The organism is Micromonospora sp. NPDC048894, from assembly GCF_040649765.1.
Lineage (GTDB): Bacteria > Actinomycetota > Actinomycetes > Mycobacteriales > Micromonosporaceae > Micromonospora > Micromonospora antibiotica.
In genome coordinates, this window is the sequence record NZ_JBEZFY010000001.1 from 270,833 (window position 1) to 285,889 (window position 15,057).

Sequence of the window (15,057 nt, forward strand, 5' to 3'; positions counted from 1 at the left end):
CGGTGGCCTCGGTCGTCCACGCCCAGCCCGGATCGGGTGCCCGGTTCGACTGGGGGCTGACCGGGGCGGCGGAACTCGGCCGGGTCTGCGCGGCACTGGTGGTGGTGGACGTGCTGTCGTTCACCACCGCCGTCGAGGTGGCGGTGGCCCGGGGGATGCGGGTCCACCCGTTCCCCTGGGGCGAGCAGGCAGCCGACTACGCGGTGCGGGTCGGCGCGGTGGCCGCGGTGGGTCGCCGGCAGACGAGCGCGGAGCACCCGTGGTCGCTCTCCCCGGCGGCCCTGATCAGCGCACCGCTCGTCGCCGACCTGGTGCTGCCGTCACCGAACGGTTCCGCGATCAGCGCCGCCGCCAGTGCCACCGGGCGGCCGGTGGTCGCTGCCTGCCTGCGCAACGCCCGCGCCGTCGGGCATTGGCTGCTCCGCCACGGGTACGGCGGGACGGACGCACCGGTGGGGGTGGTGGCCGCGGGTGAACGCTGGCCGGACGGCACGCTGCGCCCCTCGGTGGAGGATCAGTTGGGCGCGGCCAGCGTGCTGGACGCGATCTCCGGGGTGCCCGGGGGACTCTCGGTGGAGGCGGCGGTGACGCTCGCCGCCCTGGCCAGCACCCCCGACATACCGGCGGCGGTACGCGGGTGCGTCTCCGGTCGGGAGTTGATCGAGGCGGGTTTCGCCGGTGACGTCGAGGTCGCCGTGCAACGGGACGTCTCGACCGTGGTGCCGGTGCTCCGCCAGGGTGTCTTCTCAGCCGGCTGAAGCGGCCCGGTGTCTTCTCACCCGGCTGAAGCGGCCGGTGTCTTCCCACCCGGCTGAAGCGGCCCCGGCCGGCCCGACCGGCCCGCTGCCGGTGGCTGCCCCGCCGCGACCCCCGGGCCGGAGGCGGCGGTCGACCTGGGCTGTCGGGCGTTCCCGGCCTGACCGTTGGTCGCCCGGGTGTGGGTCAGCGCGACTGCGGGCCGCCCGGTGTGTCGGGCGGCCCGCAGTCGTCGGTGTCGTCGGTGGGTCAGTCGTCCAACCAGTCGAGGCGGCGTCCGCCGCGCTCCGGAGCAGCCGGCCCGTCCGGCCGGGCCCGTCCGGCCGGGGGCTGGTCGCGGCCGGCCTGTGGCTGGTCGCCGTAGTATCCACCCTGCTGCTGGTCGTAACCCTGCTGGTCGTACCCGCCGGTGCGCTGCGGCGGCGGCTCCTGACCGTATCCGCCCGGTGACTGCTCGGCACCGTAACCACCGGTCTGGCCGTACCCGCCCTGCGGGGAGCCGTAGCCGGGTTGCTGGTCGTAGCCCGGGCCCTGCTGGTCGTACCCGGTGGGCTGGTCGTAACCACCCTGGTGGGCACCACCACGCTGCTCGTAGCCGCCGTGCTGACCGCCGCCACGAGGGTCGTAGCCGCCCTGGTGGGCACCCCCGCCCTGCTGGCCCCCGGCGGGCTGGTCGTAGCCGCTCTGGTGGCCCCCGGTGGGCTGGTCGTACCCGCCGTGCTGGCCGCCGTAGCCCTGGGCCGGACCGGAGTCGTAGCCGGCCTGCTGGCCGTAGCCGCCGCCGGGGTAACCGCCGGTCGGCTCCCCGCCGCGGCCGTAGCCGCCCTGCTCGGGCTGGCCGTAACCGGCCGCGCCGGACTGGCCGTAGGCGTCCGGCTCCGGCTGGTAGGTGCTGGTCGGGTAGGGGTCGGCCGCCGGGGCGTACGAGGTGCTGTCGCCGGTGTACCGGCCGGTGGGCTCGTCGTAGCGGTCGCCGCCGTAACCGCCGGCCTGCTCCTGCGCCGGATAGCCGGCGGCACCGGCCGTCGCGCCGTAGTCGCGACCGCCGTAGCCACCGCCCGAGGCGGGGGCGTCGCGGTAACCGCCGCCGGAGGCGGGGGCGTTGCCGTAGCCGGCGCCCGAGGCCGGGGCGTTGCCGTAGCCGGCGCCGGAGGCGGGCGCGTTGCCGTAGCCACCAGCCGGTGCGGGCGACGCACCGTAGGCACCCGCCGCGCCGGCAGCTCCTGCCGCACCGGCTGCGCCGTAGCCGCCACCGGAGGCGGGCGCGTTGCCGTAACCGCCCGGCTGGCCGTAGCCGGCCTGGCCGGCGGGCTCCTCGCCGTAGCCGCCGGCACCGGCCCAGTTGTCCTGCGGTGCGCCGTAGGGCTGCGGCGGCGCAGCGTACGGGTCCGGCGGGACGTCGTCGACGACCGGTCGTTGCAGCATCGTCGGCGCGTCGCTCAGCGCGGAACTGCCGACCATCGTCGGGTCGGGGCCGGCACCGACCCGGTTGACGACCCGGGTCTGGTCGTCGGTGCCGCGTGGGCTGCGGGGACCGGGGACGCCGCCCGCCGCTCCGGCACCGGCCGGACCGTCGCCGTCGTCGGCGTTCTTGCGGCGGATCCAGAGCAGCACGATGGTGCCGACACCGGCCGCCACCAGCAGGCCGCCGAGCAGGATGATCAGGAAGGAGCCGAATCCGCTGTCGTCGTCCTGGGACGCCGCCTGCTGCTGCCCACCGGTCGGTTCGGTGGTCTCCTCGGCGGTGGTCTCCCCGGTCGTCTCGTCCGTCGGCGTCGCCTCAGCCGTGGTCGACGGGGTGGCGCTCGGGCTCACCTCGACCTTCAGGGCCAGGCTGATCCGCTGGTTGCTCAGGCTCTGCCCGGCCCCCGCGCTGATCGGCTTGGTGGCGACGATGCCGTCCTTGCTGGCACCGAGGACCATCGAGCCGGGCGCGATCGGGTTCGCACTGGACCCGGTGATCCGGAAGTTGCCGCTGCCGTCGCTGGTGGTGTTGAACTGCTTGCCGGTGGAATCCTCCAGGCCCACCACCGCGTTGGGCACCGCGTCTCCGGTGGCCGTCACGACCACCTTGCCGGAGATCGACTTGACCGTCGGCTTGTCCTGCGGCGCGGTGGTCTGCGGCGCGGCCTTGGCCACCAGGGTCACGGTCGTGCTGGCCGAGTTCTCGGCACCGTTGGCGTCGACGGCCTTGACGGTGATGGTGGCGGAGCCGTTCGACGCGTCGTCGGCGAGGCTGAAGGTGGCGCTGGACCCGCCGCTCTGGTCGACTTTGGTGCGACCGCAACCGTCCACGCAGCGGAGCTTGCCGTTGCTGGAGGTGACAGAGACGTCGACCGGGGAGTCGTCACCCACGGTGAGCGAGTAGTTGACCCGGGTGGACTTCCCGGCCTCGACGGAGCTCGGGGACGCCGACACGTTGGTGACGCTCGGAGCGGCGAAAGCGGGTGTGGCGGGGACGGTGAGCAGGGCGCCGGCCACCAGCGCTACGACCACACCGGCCCGCTGCGTCCAGGCACGTCGGTGTGTTGACACGTCAACCGCCTTCCGGTCTGACCTCCCCGGCGGGGGCCGGGGATCATCACGGTACGAATACGCCGTCGGCAACTATGCCTTGTCTGACCGGATCGGCGCGACCCAGGGGCCAGCGTGGCATCCGAGAGTCAGGGGTCGTATCGTCCCGTCGTGTCCTCTCCGCACATTAAGTCCGCCGCGGTGCTGGCGGCGCTGACGGCGCTCGATGAGGGGCGTACGCCCGAACGACCGGTGTATCGGGAGGCGGTCCGTACCCTTCTGACCGTCCTCGCGGAGCGTGCCCCCGGCCGATCGGTGGAGGTGCGTGTCCCACCTTACGGTGCAGTTCAGTGCGTAGCGGGTCCGCGACACACGCGGGGCACCCCGCCGAACGTGGTGGAGATGGCGCCGGACACCTGGTTGGCGCTCGCTACCGGTCGGTTGTCGTGGGCGCAGGCGGTCACGGACGGTCGCGTACAGGTGAGCGGAAACCGGGCGGACCTCGCCGACCATCTGCCGCTCTAGCTGCACCGTTAGGCGCGAGCGGGTGACTGGGTGGAGGGGGATCGTGACTTTCTGTATTGACTCGTGTTCGCGTACACTGTCAGGCGACGACAGTGGTCCAGGGCCGAAAGGCGCGGAGCAGCCCCCGGCTCCGCCAGGCCAGTCCAGACCAGCATGAGGGAGCGGCAGTGCCCCGAGGCGATGGCCGGCTGAGCCACGACCTTGACCCCCAGCGACCCGGCCCCCAGGACGCCTGTGGCGTCTTCGGCGTCTGGGCCCCGGGTGAAGAGGTTGCCAATCTCACCTATTTCGGTCTGTACGCCCTCCAGCACCGCGGCCAGGAGGCCGCCGGCATCGCGGTGAGCGACGGATCGGGTGTGGTGGTCTACAAGGACCTGGGTCTGGTGGCCCAGGTGTTCGACGAGCCGACGCTGAAGAGCCTGCGGGGCCATCTGGCGATCGGGCATGCGCGTTACTCCACCACCGGTGGCTCGACCTGGGAAAATGCCCAGCCGACGATCCGTTCGACCACCTCGGGCACCACGATCGCCCTGGCGCACAACGGCAACCTGGTCAACACCGCCGAGTTGCAGAAGGAGGTCGCCGAGCGCGGCCTGCTCGACGACGGGGCCACCAACGACACCTCACTGGTGACCATGCTGCTGGCCAGCCGCCCCGACCTGTCGGTGGAGGCCGCCGCGCTGGAGGTGCTGCCGCAGTTGCGCGGCGCGTTCAGCTTCGTCTTCATGGACGAGTCGACCCTCTACGCGGCCCGTGACCCGCACGGCGTCCGCCCGCTGGTGCTCGGCCGGTTGGAACGCGGCTGGGTGGTGGCCAGCGAGACCGCCGCGCTGGACATCGTCGGCGCGAGCGTGGTGCGCGAGGTCGAGCCGGGTGAGCTGATCGCGATCGACGAGGAGGGGCTGCGCTCCAGCCGGTTCGCCGCGCCGGAGCCCAAGGGCTGCCTCTTCGAGTACGTCTACATCGCCCGCCCGGACGCCACCATCGCCGGCCGCAACGTGCACGCCGCCCGGGTGCAGATCGGCCGGCAACTCGCCAAGGAGCACCCGGTCGAGGCGGACCTGGTGATCCCGGTGCCCGAGTCGGGCACGCCGGCCGCCATCGGTTACGCCGAGGCGTCCGGCATCACCTACGGCGCCGGCCTGATGAAGAACCCGTACGTCGGGCGTACCTTCATCCAGCCGTCGCAGACCCTGCGTCAGCTCGGCGTACGACTCAAGCTGAACCCGCTGCGGGAGAACGTGCGGGGCAAGCGGCTGGTCGTGGTCGACGACTCGATCGTGCGCGGCAACACCCAGCGGGCGATCGTGCGGATGCTCCGCGAGGCGGGTGCGCTGGAGGTCCACGTCCGGATCTCCTCCCCGCCGGTGAACTGGCCGTGCTTCTACGGCATCGACTTCGCCACCCGGGCCGAACTGCTGGCCAACGGGCTGGACAACGAGGGCATCCGGCGGTCGATCGGCGCCGACACCCTCGGTTACGTCTCGCTCCCCGGTCTCATCGCCGCGACCGAACAACCCCGCAGCCGGCTCTGCCGGGCCTGCTTCGACGGGGAGTACCCGATCGACCTGCCGGCCGGGAACCTGATCGGCAAGCACGTGCTCGAAGGGGTGGGCCGGCGGGTCGCCGACGCCCCTGACGCTCCGGAGCACCACACACCGCTCGTCGCCACTCCGGGCGGCGCGACCGCCCACCGCCCGTAGTACACCGGGGCCGTCCGGCCACCGTCGGCGCGGCACCGAGAACCACAAAGGGGAGAACCGTGACCTACGTGTCCGAGCGCAGCGGCGCAGGAAGTAGCCCGAGCGGCGCCGGTGGCGACCGCCAGCCCTGGACGGCGGGCACCAGCCGCACCAGCCGCAAACGCTCGGTCTCGTACGCCGACGCCGGGGTGTCGATCGAGGCGGGCGACCGGGCGGTGGAGCTGCTCAAGTCCAAGGTGAGGGAGACCCGGCGGCCGGAGGTCATGGGTGACCTGGGCGGCTTCGCGGGTCTGTTCCGGCTGGACACCAAGAAGTACAAGAACCCGATCCTGGCGTCCTCCACGGACGGCGTGGGCACCAAGCTGGTCATCGCCCAGCAGCTCGACATCCACGACACGATCGGCATCGACCTGGTCGCGATGGTCGTGGACGACCTGGTGGCCTGCGGGGCCGAGCCGCTGTTCCTGCTCGACTACATCGCCACCGGCGAGGTCGTGCCGGACCGGGTCGCGGAGATCGGCGCGGGCATCGCCGACGGCTGCCGGTACGCCGGCTGCGCGCTGCTCGGTGGCGAGACCGCCGAGCACCCGGGGGTGCTGCGTCCCGACGAGTACGACGTCTCCGCCACCGGGGTCGGTGTGGTCGAGGAGAGCGAGATCCTCAGCCCGGACCGGGTCGAGGTGGGCGACGTGGTGATCGCGATGCGTTCGTCCGGGCTGCACTCCAACGGCTACTCGCTGGTGCGGCACGTGCTGCTCGGGGCGGGCCGGATGCGGTTGGACGTGGTGATCGACGACTTCGGTCGGCAGCGCACCCTGGGCGAGGAGCTGCTCACCCCGACCAAGATCTACGCGCAGGACTGCCTGAAGCTGATCACCGAGGCGGAGGTGCGCTCGATCGCCCACGTCACCGGCGGCGGCATCCCCGGCAACCTGGTCCGGGTGCTGCCCGAGCACGTCGACGCGGTGGTCAACCGGGCCACCTGGAAGCCGCAGCCGATCTTCGACCTGATCCAGTCCAAGGGCCGGATCGAGGACCCGGAGATGGAGTCGACGTTCAACATGGGCGTCGGCATGTTCGCCATCGTCTCCGCCGAGGACGCCGACCGTGCGCTGGCCACCCTGGCCGGCCGGGGGGTGGACGCCTGGCAGGCCGGCGAGATCATCGAGGGCACCGGCAACGTCCAGATGATCGGCCAGCACACCCGGGGCTGATCGTCGGGGTTGATCGGACGGGCACTGGTCGGGGGTTCACCCGAGCGGCCGTCGCCGCCTAGCCTGAAGGACACTTCGGGCAAGCGGGAGGAGGGTCGATGACTGCTCGGGCCCCGGCCGTGACGGGTATGCGGGGCGTCGCGACGATCCCGTCGTACGTGGTGATGCAGCCGACGACGCTGTGCAACCTCGACTGTGCGTACTGCTATCTGCCGCACCGGGCGGTCGACCGGCGGATGCCGGTGGCGGTGGCCGAGGCGGTGGCTGCCGCGGTGGCCCCCTGGGCGGCGCAGGGCCGGTTCTCGGTGGTCTGGCACGGCGGGGAGCCGCTCGCCGCCGGGCGGGAGCATCTGGCCGCGCTGATCGCCCCGTTCCCCGCCGGGGTCGAGCACCATGTGCAGACCAACGCCACGTTGATCGACGACGCCTGGTGCGCGTTCTTCGTCGAGCACGGGGTGCGGGTCAGTGTGAGCGTGGACGGCCCACCCGACCGCAACGGGGAGCGGGTGACCCGGGCCGGCCGGCCGGCGTACGACCGGATCGTCCGGGGGATCGCCGCGTTGCGTCGGCACGGTCTGCCGTTCTCGGCGCTGGCGGTGGTGAGCCGGCCGACGCCGGGGCTCGCCACGGAGCTGTACGACTACTTCCTCGACCTGGGTTGTGACGTCCTCGGCCTGAACATCGAGGAGACCGAGGGGGTCAACACCCGCAGCAACGCCTACGACGCGGCGACGGTGACCGCGTTCTGGGCGGAGCTGGTGTCGGCCTGGCGGCGGACACCGCGGCTGCACCTGCGGGAGGTGGAGTGGTCGTTGCGGTACGCGGCGGCGGTGCTCGACGGCGCGGAGGGTGACCTGCTGCCCCGGCAGCTCGACCCGATCCCGACGATCGGGCACGACGGCTCGGTGACCGTGCTCTCCCCCGAGCTGGCCGGCTTCTCCGACGCCCGCTACGGCGACTTCAGCAGCGGCAACGTGCTGGTCACCCCACTGGCCGAGATCCTGGCCGGGGCGGCGGGCACGGACTGGGTGGGTGAGTTCCTCACCGGTGTCGAGGCGTGCCGGTCGTCCTGCCCGTACTTCGGCTTCTGCGGCGGTGGCCACGCGGCCAACCGCTACTTCGAGCAGGGGCGGTTCGACGGTACGGAGACCGAGCACTGCCGCAACAGCAAGATCCGCCTATTGGAGGGAGTGTTGGAGCATGCCCGAGACCACGAGTCGCCGGTCGCCTGAGCGCGTCGGGGGTGGCACGGACCAGGTCGCCGACCGGGTGCGGGAGGCCGCTGGGGAGATCTCCGCCCTGCTCCACGAGGCTGACGCCGCGCGTCGTTCCCGGTCGGAGGCGTCGGGCGGGGAGGGTGCCGGCGCGGTGTGCGCCTGGAACCACTTCGAGAACATCCCGACCTTCTACAACTGGAACAACCGACCGCGTTGAGCCCAGCGACGACGGTTCACCGCACCGGCAGGGTAGCGGTGGCCGCCGGGATCAGGGACCGCGCCGATCGGCCGGAGCGTGCTCCGGGACGGCGGGGTCCCTGATCGTCGGTGGTAGCGCCGCTCTGGTCGGGCACATGCGTGAGCACGCGGAGAGTTGCCGCGTGCTCAATGTGACCGGAGGTCAGCGGGTCGCCGGAGCCCAGGGGTCCGGATCGTCGCCCGCATGATCCTCGTCGTCGTCGTCGACATACTCTTTGTAGTCGTCGTCGAAGTGCTGTTCGGACTTCCCACCAGCACTCGCCAATTCGCGCTGCAAGGCGGTGAGGTCGGTGTTCGGGGAGTGGTACTTCAACTCCCGGGCCACCTTTGTCTGCTTGGCCTTAGCACGGCCGCGCCCCATGGCTCGACCCCCTCGCACAGAATGCGGGGCAGCCCGAAGGCGGGCCCCGATGACGTCAGGCATCTCTCGTGGCTCTTACGGTACATGGGGATGCCACCGTTCGGCACCTCGGGTTACCGTCTGCCGGCCCTGCGCGTCGCAGTCACCCGGCCGTCACCGATTGTACCGGGTAAGGGGTGATCGCCGGAGCTGCCCATGACGCCGGTCAAACCCCCCAAAAGCCAAGTAATCCCCATGCTGTCGAGCGGGTTTCCCCACCCCGGCGGCGGTCGGGTCGGGACCCGGTGGGCCGCCGGGGGGCGGTGTCCCGGGCGCGGCCGGCCGCCAGGCCCGGGACGGGCGCTCACCGCAGGTGGATGGCGCGCAGCCGGCCCACCTCGGCCATCCGGCGCTCGGCCAGCCGGTCGGCCGCCACGGCCGGCGGCACCCCCTCGTCGTCGGCCAGCCGCAGGATCTGCCGGGTGGTGTCGAAGATCCGGGTGGCCCGCAGCTTCGCCCGGTCGAAGTTGAAGCCCTCGATCTCGTCCGCGACCTGGATCACACCGCCGGCGTTGACCACGTAGTCGGGGGCGTAGAGGATGCCCCGGTCGGCGAGCTGCTTCTCGATGCCCGGGTGGGCGAGCTGGTTGTTGGCCGCCCCGGCGACCACCCGGGCCCGCAGCGCCGGCACGGTGTCGTCGTTGAGCGCCCCGCCCAGGGCGCACGGGGCGTACACGTCGATGTCGGCGGCGGCCAGCGCGGAGGTGTCGTCGACCAGGGTGACGCCGGGATGGTTGGTCCGGGCCCACGCCAGTGCCCTCGGGTCGACGTCGGTCGCCACCACCTCGGCCCCGTCATCGACCAGGTGGCCGGTCAGGTGCCGGCCGACCTTGCCGAGCCCGGCCACCCCGACCCGACGCCCGCGCAGGCTCGGGGTGCCCCACACGTGCTCGGCGGCGGCCCGCATCCCCTGGAAGACCCCCCAGGCGGTGAGGACCGACGAGTCGCCCGCGCCGCCGTGCTCCACGCTGCGGCCGGTCACGTAGCGCGTCTCCCGCGCGATCACGTCCATGTCCGCCACGAAGGTGCCGACGTCGCAGGCGGTGTAGTAGCGCCCACCCAGGGACTGCACGAACCGGCCGTACGCGCGCAGCAGCGACTCGCTCTTGAGCTGGTCCGGGTCACCCCAGATGACCGCCTTGCCGCCGCCCAGGTCCAGCCCGGCCAGGGCGTTCTTGTACGCCATCCCCCGCGACAGGTCCAGCACGTCGGCCAGTGCCGCCGCTTCGCTGGCGTACGGGTAGAACCGGGTGCCGCCGAGCGCGGGGCCCAGCGCGGTCGAGTAGATACCGATGATCGCCCTGAGGCCGCTCTGCCTGTCCTGACAGAAGACGACCTGCTCGTGACCGGCTGATCCCGGGTCGTCGGTGCTCGCGAATACGCCCATGGCACGCTCCTGTGTCGGTGTGCGCCCTCGTGGGGCGCGGACCTGGTCGGCTGCCGGCGGGGATGGTGCCGGCCCCTGACCAGCCTAGTGGCGGTCGGAGACCGTGCCGTAGCCCGACGGGCCCGGTGCCGGGTCGTCCGCCGCCGACCGGCCCCGGTCCGGCCGGACCACCCGGCACCGGGTCACCTGCCGCCCGCCGGGCACCGGCCCGGCCGGGCACGACGGCGGCGGCACCGGCACCGGGTTTCGTGGGAGGATCGCGCGGTGCCGTCGCTCTTCGCTTCTTACCTGCGCGTGTACGAGCCGCTGACCGCCTTCGACCGGGACCGTCAGTCGTACTGGCGGCGCTACGTGCGGGAAGGGCGGGCGGTGGCCCCGTTGGAGGGGCCGGGTCGGCAACGGACCTCGGTCATCGCGGCGCTCGGCGCGGGCTGGACCCGGCTGCCCGACCTGCCCGACGAGGCGTACGTGCTGGAGATCGACGATGCTCTGCTGGTCTGCCCCTGGAACCTGCGGGTCCGGGTCGCCGAGGCGGCGCTGAGCGCCCGCGAAGGGGTGCCGTCGGTGATCGCCGACGCGTTCGTCCCGCCGATCCTGGCCGGGCAGGCCAAGTCGGTGGTGGAGGACTGGCGCAGCGGTGCCCGGGTGCTGGAGCACGGGGTGCCCAGGCTGCACGAGCAGATCGCCACCTGGGGCGTACCGCTGCGGTGGTTCGTGCTCTTCGAGGGGGGCGAGCGGGACCTGGTCACCCGGCCGGGGCGGCGGGCGTTGCGCTACCGGACGGAGATCTCCAGGGCCCGGCGACGGGCCTCCCGGGCGCTGTCGGTGCTGAAGAAGTCGATCGGTGAGGCGCCGATCACCGAGGCGGTGGAGGAGGCCGCCCGGTGGTTGGAGGAGTTCCACCCGCGCTCGGTGGTCGAGCTGGACTACGGCGGCCTCGTGCAGTTGCTCTCCGACGAGACGCTGGCGGGGGACGACTCGCCGGAGCTGGTGGCGACGGGTCTGGCCGGGCTCTCCCGGGGCGAGGCGGACGAGGCGTCGGCGGCCTATGACCGGCTGGTTGCCAGGTGGCGGGCGATCCAGCTGCTGGAGCGGTGCAATTAGCCATAAAACGCCCAGTAGCAACGCCAACCATGAGACAGTCTCGTAGTTGACGCATCACGAACCGTGATCATGAGTCCGAATAAGGTACTTTCTGCCGTGTAAAAGTCAGATAAATCGGGCATGGTTCATCCGTCCGTCTAGGGACCTTCGGCCGTTCGGCCCATGTCGGACATCGGGGACTAGCCGGACCATGGGAGACGCGTCGGCCGGCGGGACCCCGGCCGATGTCTATCCATGTGGAGGAGTGACCGATGGCATCGCGAACGCACGAACCAGAGCCGCTACTCACGCCGGCCGAGGTGGCGTCGATGTTCCGTGTCGACCCGAAGACGGTGACCCGGTGGGCCAAGGCGGGGAAGCTCAGCGCGATCCGAACCCTGGGCGGACACCGTCGGTACCGTGAGTCGGAGGTGCGGGCGTTGCTACAGGGACAGATCCCCCAGCAGCGCCAGGGGGACTGACCCGGTCAGAGCGTTTCGACCTCAGGGGCGGGCGGACGTCGCGGCAAGCGGCGACCGACCGCCCCTGAGTCATGTACGTGGTCGGTGCGGTCACCGGCCGGGCCGACGGTCACGGCCCGACGGTGACCCGGATACCGATGGTGCCCGCCTCGCCCCGGCGCAGCCGGCTGCCGAGCAGGGTCAACCGGCCCAGCAGCCGGTACTTGCGCTTGAGCAGGTCACGCACCCGGCTGCTCTCCTGCGGCCCACAGAGCACCGCGTGGCCCGGCACCGCCTCGCCCAGCGGACGGCCGCGCACGTCACAGGGGGCCACCGTCACCGTGCCGTCCCGCCGGATCCGCTTGACCTTGCCCGAGTCGGCAACCGTCCAGATCGCCAGGGTGTCGTCGTCACGGACCGCCCAGACCGGGGTGGACACCGCACGACCGTCCTTGCGGAACGTCGTCAGCAGGACGTACTTCTCCGCCGCCAGGCGGTCCAGATCGGTCACGCCGCCCAGGATACGGCGACCGCTCCCGGATAACGTGCAGGTCGTGACCGGAGAACCTCGGCTGGGCGACGTGTTCGGAGAACTACTGCGCGACGCGTACGCGGTGCACACCGGGATCGGCCCCCGGCCGTTGGTCGGCGGACGGCTGCCCCGACCGGTCATCGAGATCATCGAACGGGACGACGGACTGGTCAACGGGGCCCCCGCCGCGCACTACCTCGACGGGCCGGAGCACTGGCAGCCGTACGACCACCGGGCCGTGGACCGGACCCGGGGGGCCACCCTGGACGTCGGCGTCGGGGGCGGGCGGATCGCGCTGGTGCTCCAGGAGCGCGGGGTGCCGGTCACCGGGCTGGACACCTCACCGGGGGCGCTGCGGGTCAGCCGGCACCGGGGGGTCCGCGACCTCGTTCTCGGCACCGTCGACGAGCACGTCGCCGATGGCCGCCGCTACGACACGTTCCTGCTGCTCGGCAACAACCTGGGGCTGATCGAGGGACGGGAGCGGGCCCCGGCGTTCCTCGCCGCGCTCGCCGCGCTGGCCCGGCCCGGCGCGCAGGTCATCGCGCACGGCACCGACCCGTACGGCACCACCGACCCGGTGCACACCGGCTACCACGAGTGGAACCGGCAGCGGGGGCGCCTCGGCGGGCAACTACGGTTGCGGCTGCGCTACCGCGAACTCGGAACCGAGTGGTTCGACTACCTCGTCTGCTCCGCCGAGGAGTTGGCCGAACTGGTCCGGGGCACCCCGTGGCGGCTGACGGACGTGGACGACCGCGACGCCCCGTACTATCTGGCCACCCTGCGGCTGGCGGGGCCCGGGGGCGGTGAGCGGGGCCGGCAGGCGGTGATCGGGGCCCGGGGGGCGGGTGGGCGGTGAGCGGGGGCCCGGTCGGGCCCCCGCGTCCGGATCAGACCTGGACGGTCGGGGGAAGCGGCTCCGGGGGGAGGCCGCCGTCGCCGTCGACCACCTCGTCCGGGGTGCCGTCCTCGTCGATGTCGACCATGGTGATGTCGACCTTGCCGTCGCCGTCGGTGTCGAACTGGAACAGGTCCGCCCGGCCGTCGCCGTCGGTGTCCACCACCCACACGTCGGTCTTGCCGTCGTTGTTGGTGTCGGCGCGGAGCAGGTCGACGCGCTCGTTGCCGCGCGTCTCCACGACCGCCGTGCCGTCGGTGGTGCCGCTGCCGTCCACGGTCTCCGGTGCCTGGCTCATGTCGACTGGTTCCTTCCCTTGACGTTGGCCCGTCTGTACCCGGTGCGGCGATCCCCCACGCATGCCGCCGGGAACGGTGCTGCATAGGGTCGCACCCATGAGCGAGCGAAGCGAGCGGTCGGGCGTGCCGGAGACCCCGCACGTCACCGTGCGCAGTGAGGGAGCGTCCATGAGTCGTCTTGTCGTCGTCGGGGCCGGCACGATGGGGCTCGGCATCGCCTACGTGGCGGCCGGCGCGGGCTACGCCGTCGAGTTGGTGGAGGTGGACCGGGGGCGGGCCGAGGCCGCCGCCGTCCGCCTCGACGAGCTGTGCGCGCGGGCGGTGCAGCGGGGCAAGGCCGGTGCCGACGAGGCCGCCGCGCAGCGGGCCCGGATCACCCTGCGGGGCGCGCTCGCCGAGGTCGCCCCGGCACCGGAGGTGATCGTCGAGGCGGTCCCCGAGCGACCGGAGCTGAAGCGGTCGGTGCTCGCCGAGGCGGAGCGGCTGCGCCCGGCGCTGCTGGGCAGCAACACCTCCAGCATCCCCATCGGCGAGCTGGCCGGGGGCCTGGCCCGGCCGGAGTCCTTCCTCGGGCTGCACTTCTTCAACCCGGTCTGGGCGATGGCCCTGCTGGAGGTGGTGGTCGGCGCGGCCACCGCGCCGGAGACCACCGCGGCGGCCGTCGCGCTCGCCGGCCGGCTGGGCAAGGACCCCGTCGTGGTACGCGACCTGCCCGGGTTCGCCACCTCCCGGCTCGGGGTGACCCTCGGCCTGGAGGCGATCCGGATGGTGGCCGACGGGGTGGCCGCACCCGCCGACGTGGACAAGGCGATGGTGCTCGGCTACCGGCACCCGGTCGGCCCGCTGGAGCTGACCGACCTGGTCGGGCTGGACGTGCGGCTGGACATCGCCCGCACCCTCCAGGCCGCCTACGGTGACCGGTTCGCCCCGCCACCGCTGCTGGTCGAGATGGTCGCCGCCGGGAAGCTCGGCAAGAAATCCGGCCAGGGCTTCTACGCGTGGAAGGACGGTCGCCGGCAATGAGCGGACTGCGGGTGGAGGAGCTGCCCGACCGGGTGGTGGTGACCCTGGACCGGCCGGAGAAACGCAACGCCATCGACGCCGACCTGATCCGTGCGCTGCACGACGTCTGTGCCGCGCTGGAGGCCCGGCCGCGGCTGCTGCTGCTCACCGGCGGCGCCGACGGGCTCTTCGCCGGCGGGGCCGACATCGGTCAACTGCGCGAGCGGGGCCGGCTGGACGCCCTCGCCGCGATCAACTCGGCGGCCTTCGCCCGGCTCCGGGCGCTGCCCATGCCGAGCGTGGCCGCCGTCGACGGCCCCGCGTTGGGCGGCGGCGCGGAGCTGGCGTACGCGTGCGACCTGCGGGTGTGCACGGCGCGGGCGGTCTTCGGCCAGCCGGAGGTGCGGTTGGGCATCCTGGCCGGCGCGGGGGCGACCCACCGGCTGCCGGCGCTGGTCGGCGAGGGCCGGGCCAAGGAGCTGCTGTTCACCGGCCGGCGGGTCGACGCCGACGAGGCGCTGCGGATCGGCCTGGTCAACCGGGTGGTGGCCGAACCGGCGGAGCTGCTGCCCACCGCGCACGGACTGCTCGACGAGATGGCGAAGGGTTCCGCGTTGGCGTTGCGGCTGACCAAGCTGGCGGTGGACGCCCCGCCCGCCGCCCACCCGCAGCTGGACCTGGTCAGCCAGGCGGTGCTCTTCGAAGACGAGGAGAAGCACCGTCGGATGACGGACTTCCTGGAACGTCGGCGACCCCGCTGAACGTCGGTGGGGCGGCACCGCACCCGGTGCCGCCCCACCCACGT

At 72.7% G+C, this 15,057-nt stretch carries 16 protein-coding genes; 11 read left to right on the forward strand and 5 right to left on the reverse strand.

Going from position 1 to position 15,057, the window contains the following annotated elements:
* Positions 1 to 2: 2 nt before the first annotated feature.
* Complete coding sequence (locus AB0C22_RS01260) at positions 3 to 758, forward strand: 2-phosphosulfolactate phosphatase (protein ID WP_357532830.1); 756 nt, start codon at positions 3 to 5, stop codon at positions 756 to 758.
* A gap of 247 nt (positions 759 to 1,005) precedes the next feature.
* On the opposite strand, the gene AB0C22_RS01265 is transcribed toward AB0C22_RS01260, so the two are convergent.
* Positions 1,006 to 3,291: a carboxypeptidase regulatory-like domain-containing protein gene (locus AB0C22_RS01265; protein ID WP_357532832.1), complete on the reverse strand. Its 2,286-nt coding sequence runs from the start codon at positions 3,289 to 3,291 to the stop codon at positions 1,006 to 1,008.
* Positions 3,292 to 3,441: 150 nt separating this feature from the next.
* Between AB0C22_RS01265 and AB0C22_RS01270 the strand changes: the two genes are divergently transcribed.
* The 5 genes from AB0C22_RS01270 to amcA all read left to right on the forward strand — a co-directional run bounded on the left by AB0C22_RS01270 (position 3,442) and on the right by amcA (position 8,146).
* Positions 3,442 to 3,795 (forward strand): sterol carrier family protein, encoded by a 354-nt coding sequence (locus tag AB0C22_RS01270; RefSeq protein WP_219465587.1) that lies wholly within the window; start codon positions 3,442 to 3,444, stop codon positions 3,793 to 3,795.
* Positions 3,796 to 3,962: 167 nt separating this feature from the next.
* Positions 3,963 to 5,498, forward strand: coding sequence for an amidophosphoribosyltransferase (gene purF / locus AB0C22_RS01275; protein ID WP_204958527.1), 1,536 nt, complete (start codon positions 3,963 to 3,965; stop codon positions 5,496 to 5,498).
* A 59-nt stretch (positions 5,499 to 5,557) separates the two neighbouring features.
* Positions 5,558 to 6,712, forward strand: coding sequence for a phosphoribosylformylglycinamidine cyclo-ligase (purM, locus tag AB0C22_RS01280; protein WP_219465588.1), 1,155 nt, complete (start codon positions 5,558 to 5,560; stop codon positions 6,710 to 6,712).
* Between the two features lie 128 nt (positions 6,713 to 6,840).
* Complete coding sequence (amcB, locus tag AB0C22_RS01285) at positions 6,841 to 7,944, forward strand: cyclophane-forming radical SAM peptide maturase AmcB (protein ID WP_219470523.1); 1,104 nt, start codon at positions 6,841 to 6,843, stop codon at positions 7,942 to 7,944.
* Entirely contained in the window at positions 7,913 to 8,146 is a 234-nt protein-coding gene (amcA, locus tag AB0C22_RS01290; RefSeq protein ID WP_357532835.1) for a multiple cyclophane-containing RiPP AmcA, read from the forward strand. The genes amcB and amcA overlap by 32 nt, the downstream gene beginning before the upstream one ends.
* Before the next feature lie 183 nt (positions 8,147 to 8,329).
* Here amcA and AB0C22_RS01295 read toward each other — a convergent pair whose 3' ends face one another.
* Positions 8,330 to 8,548, reverse strand: a complete 219-nt coding sequence (locus AB0C22_RS01295) for a DUF3073 domain-containing protein (RefSeq protein ID WP_208565355.1) — start codon at positions 8,546 to 8,548, stop codon at positions 8,330 to 8,332.
* Positions 8,549 to 8,891: 343 nt separating this feature from the next.
* The gene (locus AB0C22_RS01300) at positions 8,892 to 9,974 is read right to left on the reverse strand and encodes a Glu/Leu/Phe/Val dehydrogenase (protein WP_219465591.1); all 1,083 of its coding nucleotides are present in this window, start codon (positions 9,972 to 9,974) and stop codon (positions 8,892 to 8,894) included.
* Between the two features lie 264 nt (positions 9,975 to 10,238).
* Between AB0C22_RS01300 and AB0C22_RS01305 the strand changes: the two genes are divergently transcribed.
* Positions 10,239 to 11,078, forward strand: coding sequence for a hypothetical protein (locus tag AB0C22_RS01305; protein WP_219465593.1), 840 nt, complete (start codon positions 10,239 to 10,241; stop codon positions 11,076 to 11,078).
* A 251-nt stretch (positions 11,079 to 11,329) separates the two neighbouring features.
* Entirely contained in the window at positions 11,330 to 11,539 is a 210-nt protein-coding gene (locus tag AB0C22_RS01310) for a BldC family transcriptional regulator (protein ID WP_007073996.1), read from the forward strand.
* 109 nt (positions 11,540 to 11,648) lie between these two features.
* Here AB0C22_RS01310 and AB0C22_RS01315 read toward each other — a convergent pair whose 3' ends face one another.
* On the reverse strand, positions 11,649 to 12,029 hold the full coding sequence (locus AB0C22_RS01315; RefSeq protein WP_208565358.1) for a PPOX class F420-dependent oxidoreductase: 381 nt from the start codon (positions 12,027 to 12,029) through the stop codon (positions 11,649 to 11,651).
* Between the two features lie 43 nt (positions 12,030 to 12,072).
* Here AB0C22_RS01315 and AB0C22_RS01320 point away from each other — a divergent pair, with 43 nt between their 5' ends.
* Positions 12,073 to 12,912 carry a methyltransferase domain-containing protein gene (locus AB0C22_RS01320; protein ID WP_357532838.1) on the forward strand — a complete coding sequence of 280 codons (840 nt, stop codon included), beginning with the start codon at positions 12,073 to 12,075 and terminating at the stop codon, positions 12,910 to 12,912.
* 31 nt (positions 12,913 to 12,943) lie between these two features.
* Here the strand turns inward: AB0C22_RS01320 and AB0C22_RS01325 are convergent, their stop codons facing one another.
* Positions 12,944 to 13,249: a hypothetical protein gene (locus AB0C22_RS01325; RefSeq protein ID WP_208565360.1), complete on the reverse strand. Its 306-nt coding sequence runs from the start codon at positions 13,247 to 13,249 to the stop codon at positions 12,944 to 12,946.
* 169 nt (positions 13,250 to 13,418) lie between these two features.
* On the opposite strand from AB0C22_RS01325, the gene AB0C22_RS01330 reads away from it, so the two are divergent.
* Together AB0C22_RS01330 and AB0C22_RS01335 are read left to right on the forward strand one after the other, a co-directional pair.
* The gene (locus AB0C22_RS01330) at positions 13,419 to 14,273 is read left to right on the forward strand and encodes a 3-hydroxyacyl-CoA dehydrogenase family protein (RefSeq protein ID WP_208565815.1); all 855 of its coding nucleotides are present in this window, start codon (positions 13,419 to 13,421) and stop codon (positions 14,271 to 14,273) included.
* Positions 14,270 to 15,013, forward strand: coding sequence for an enoyl-CoA hydratase/isomerase family protein (locus tag AB0C22_RS01335; protein ID WP_357532840.1), 744 nt, complete (start codon positions 14,270 to 14,272; stop codon positions 15,011 to 15,013). The genes AB0C22_RS01330 and AB0C22_RS01335 overlap by 4 nt, the downstream gene beginning before the upstream one ends.
* The last annotated feature ends 44 nt before the right edge of the window (positions 15,014 to 15,057 follow it).

Excerpts from the sequence above, each read along its gene's own strand:
- amcB (WP_219470523.1), top strand. The coding sequence starts at position 6,841 with ATGCGGGGCGTCGCGACGATCCCGTCGTACGTGGTGATGCAGCCGACG.
- amcA (WP_357532835.1), top strand. The coding sequence starts at position 7,913 with ATGCCCGAGACCACGAGTCGCCGGTCGCCTGAGCGCGTCGGGGGTGGC.
- AB0C22_RS01295 (WP_208565355.1), bottom strand. The coding sequence starts at position 8,548 with ATGGGGCGCGGCCGTGCTAAGGCCAAGCAGACAAAGGTGGCCCGGGAG.
- AB0C22_RS01300 (WP_219465591.1), bottom strand. The coding sequence starts at position 9,974 with ATGGGCGTATTCGCGAGCACCGACGACCCGGGATCAGCCGGTCACGAG.
- AB0C22_RS01310 (WP_007073996.1), top strand. The coding sequence starts at position 11,330 with ATGGCATCGCGAACGCACGAACCAGAGCCGCTACTCACGCCGGCCGAG.
- AB0C22_RS01325 (WP_208565360.1), bottom strand. The coding sequence starts at position 13,249 with ATGAGCCAGGCACCGGAGACCGTGGACGGCAGCGGCACCACCGACGGC.
- AB0C22_RS01330 (WP_208565815.1), top strand. The coding sequence starts at position 13,419 with ATGAGTCGTCTTGTCGTCGTCGGGGCCGGCACGATGGGGCTCGGCATC.
- AB0C22_RS01335 (WP_357532840.1), top strand. The coding sequence starts at position 14,270 with ATGAGCGGACTGCGGGTGGAGGAGCTGCCCGACCGGGTGGTGGTGACC.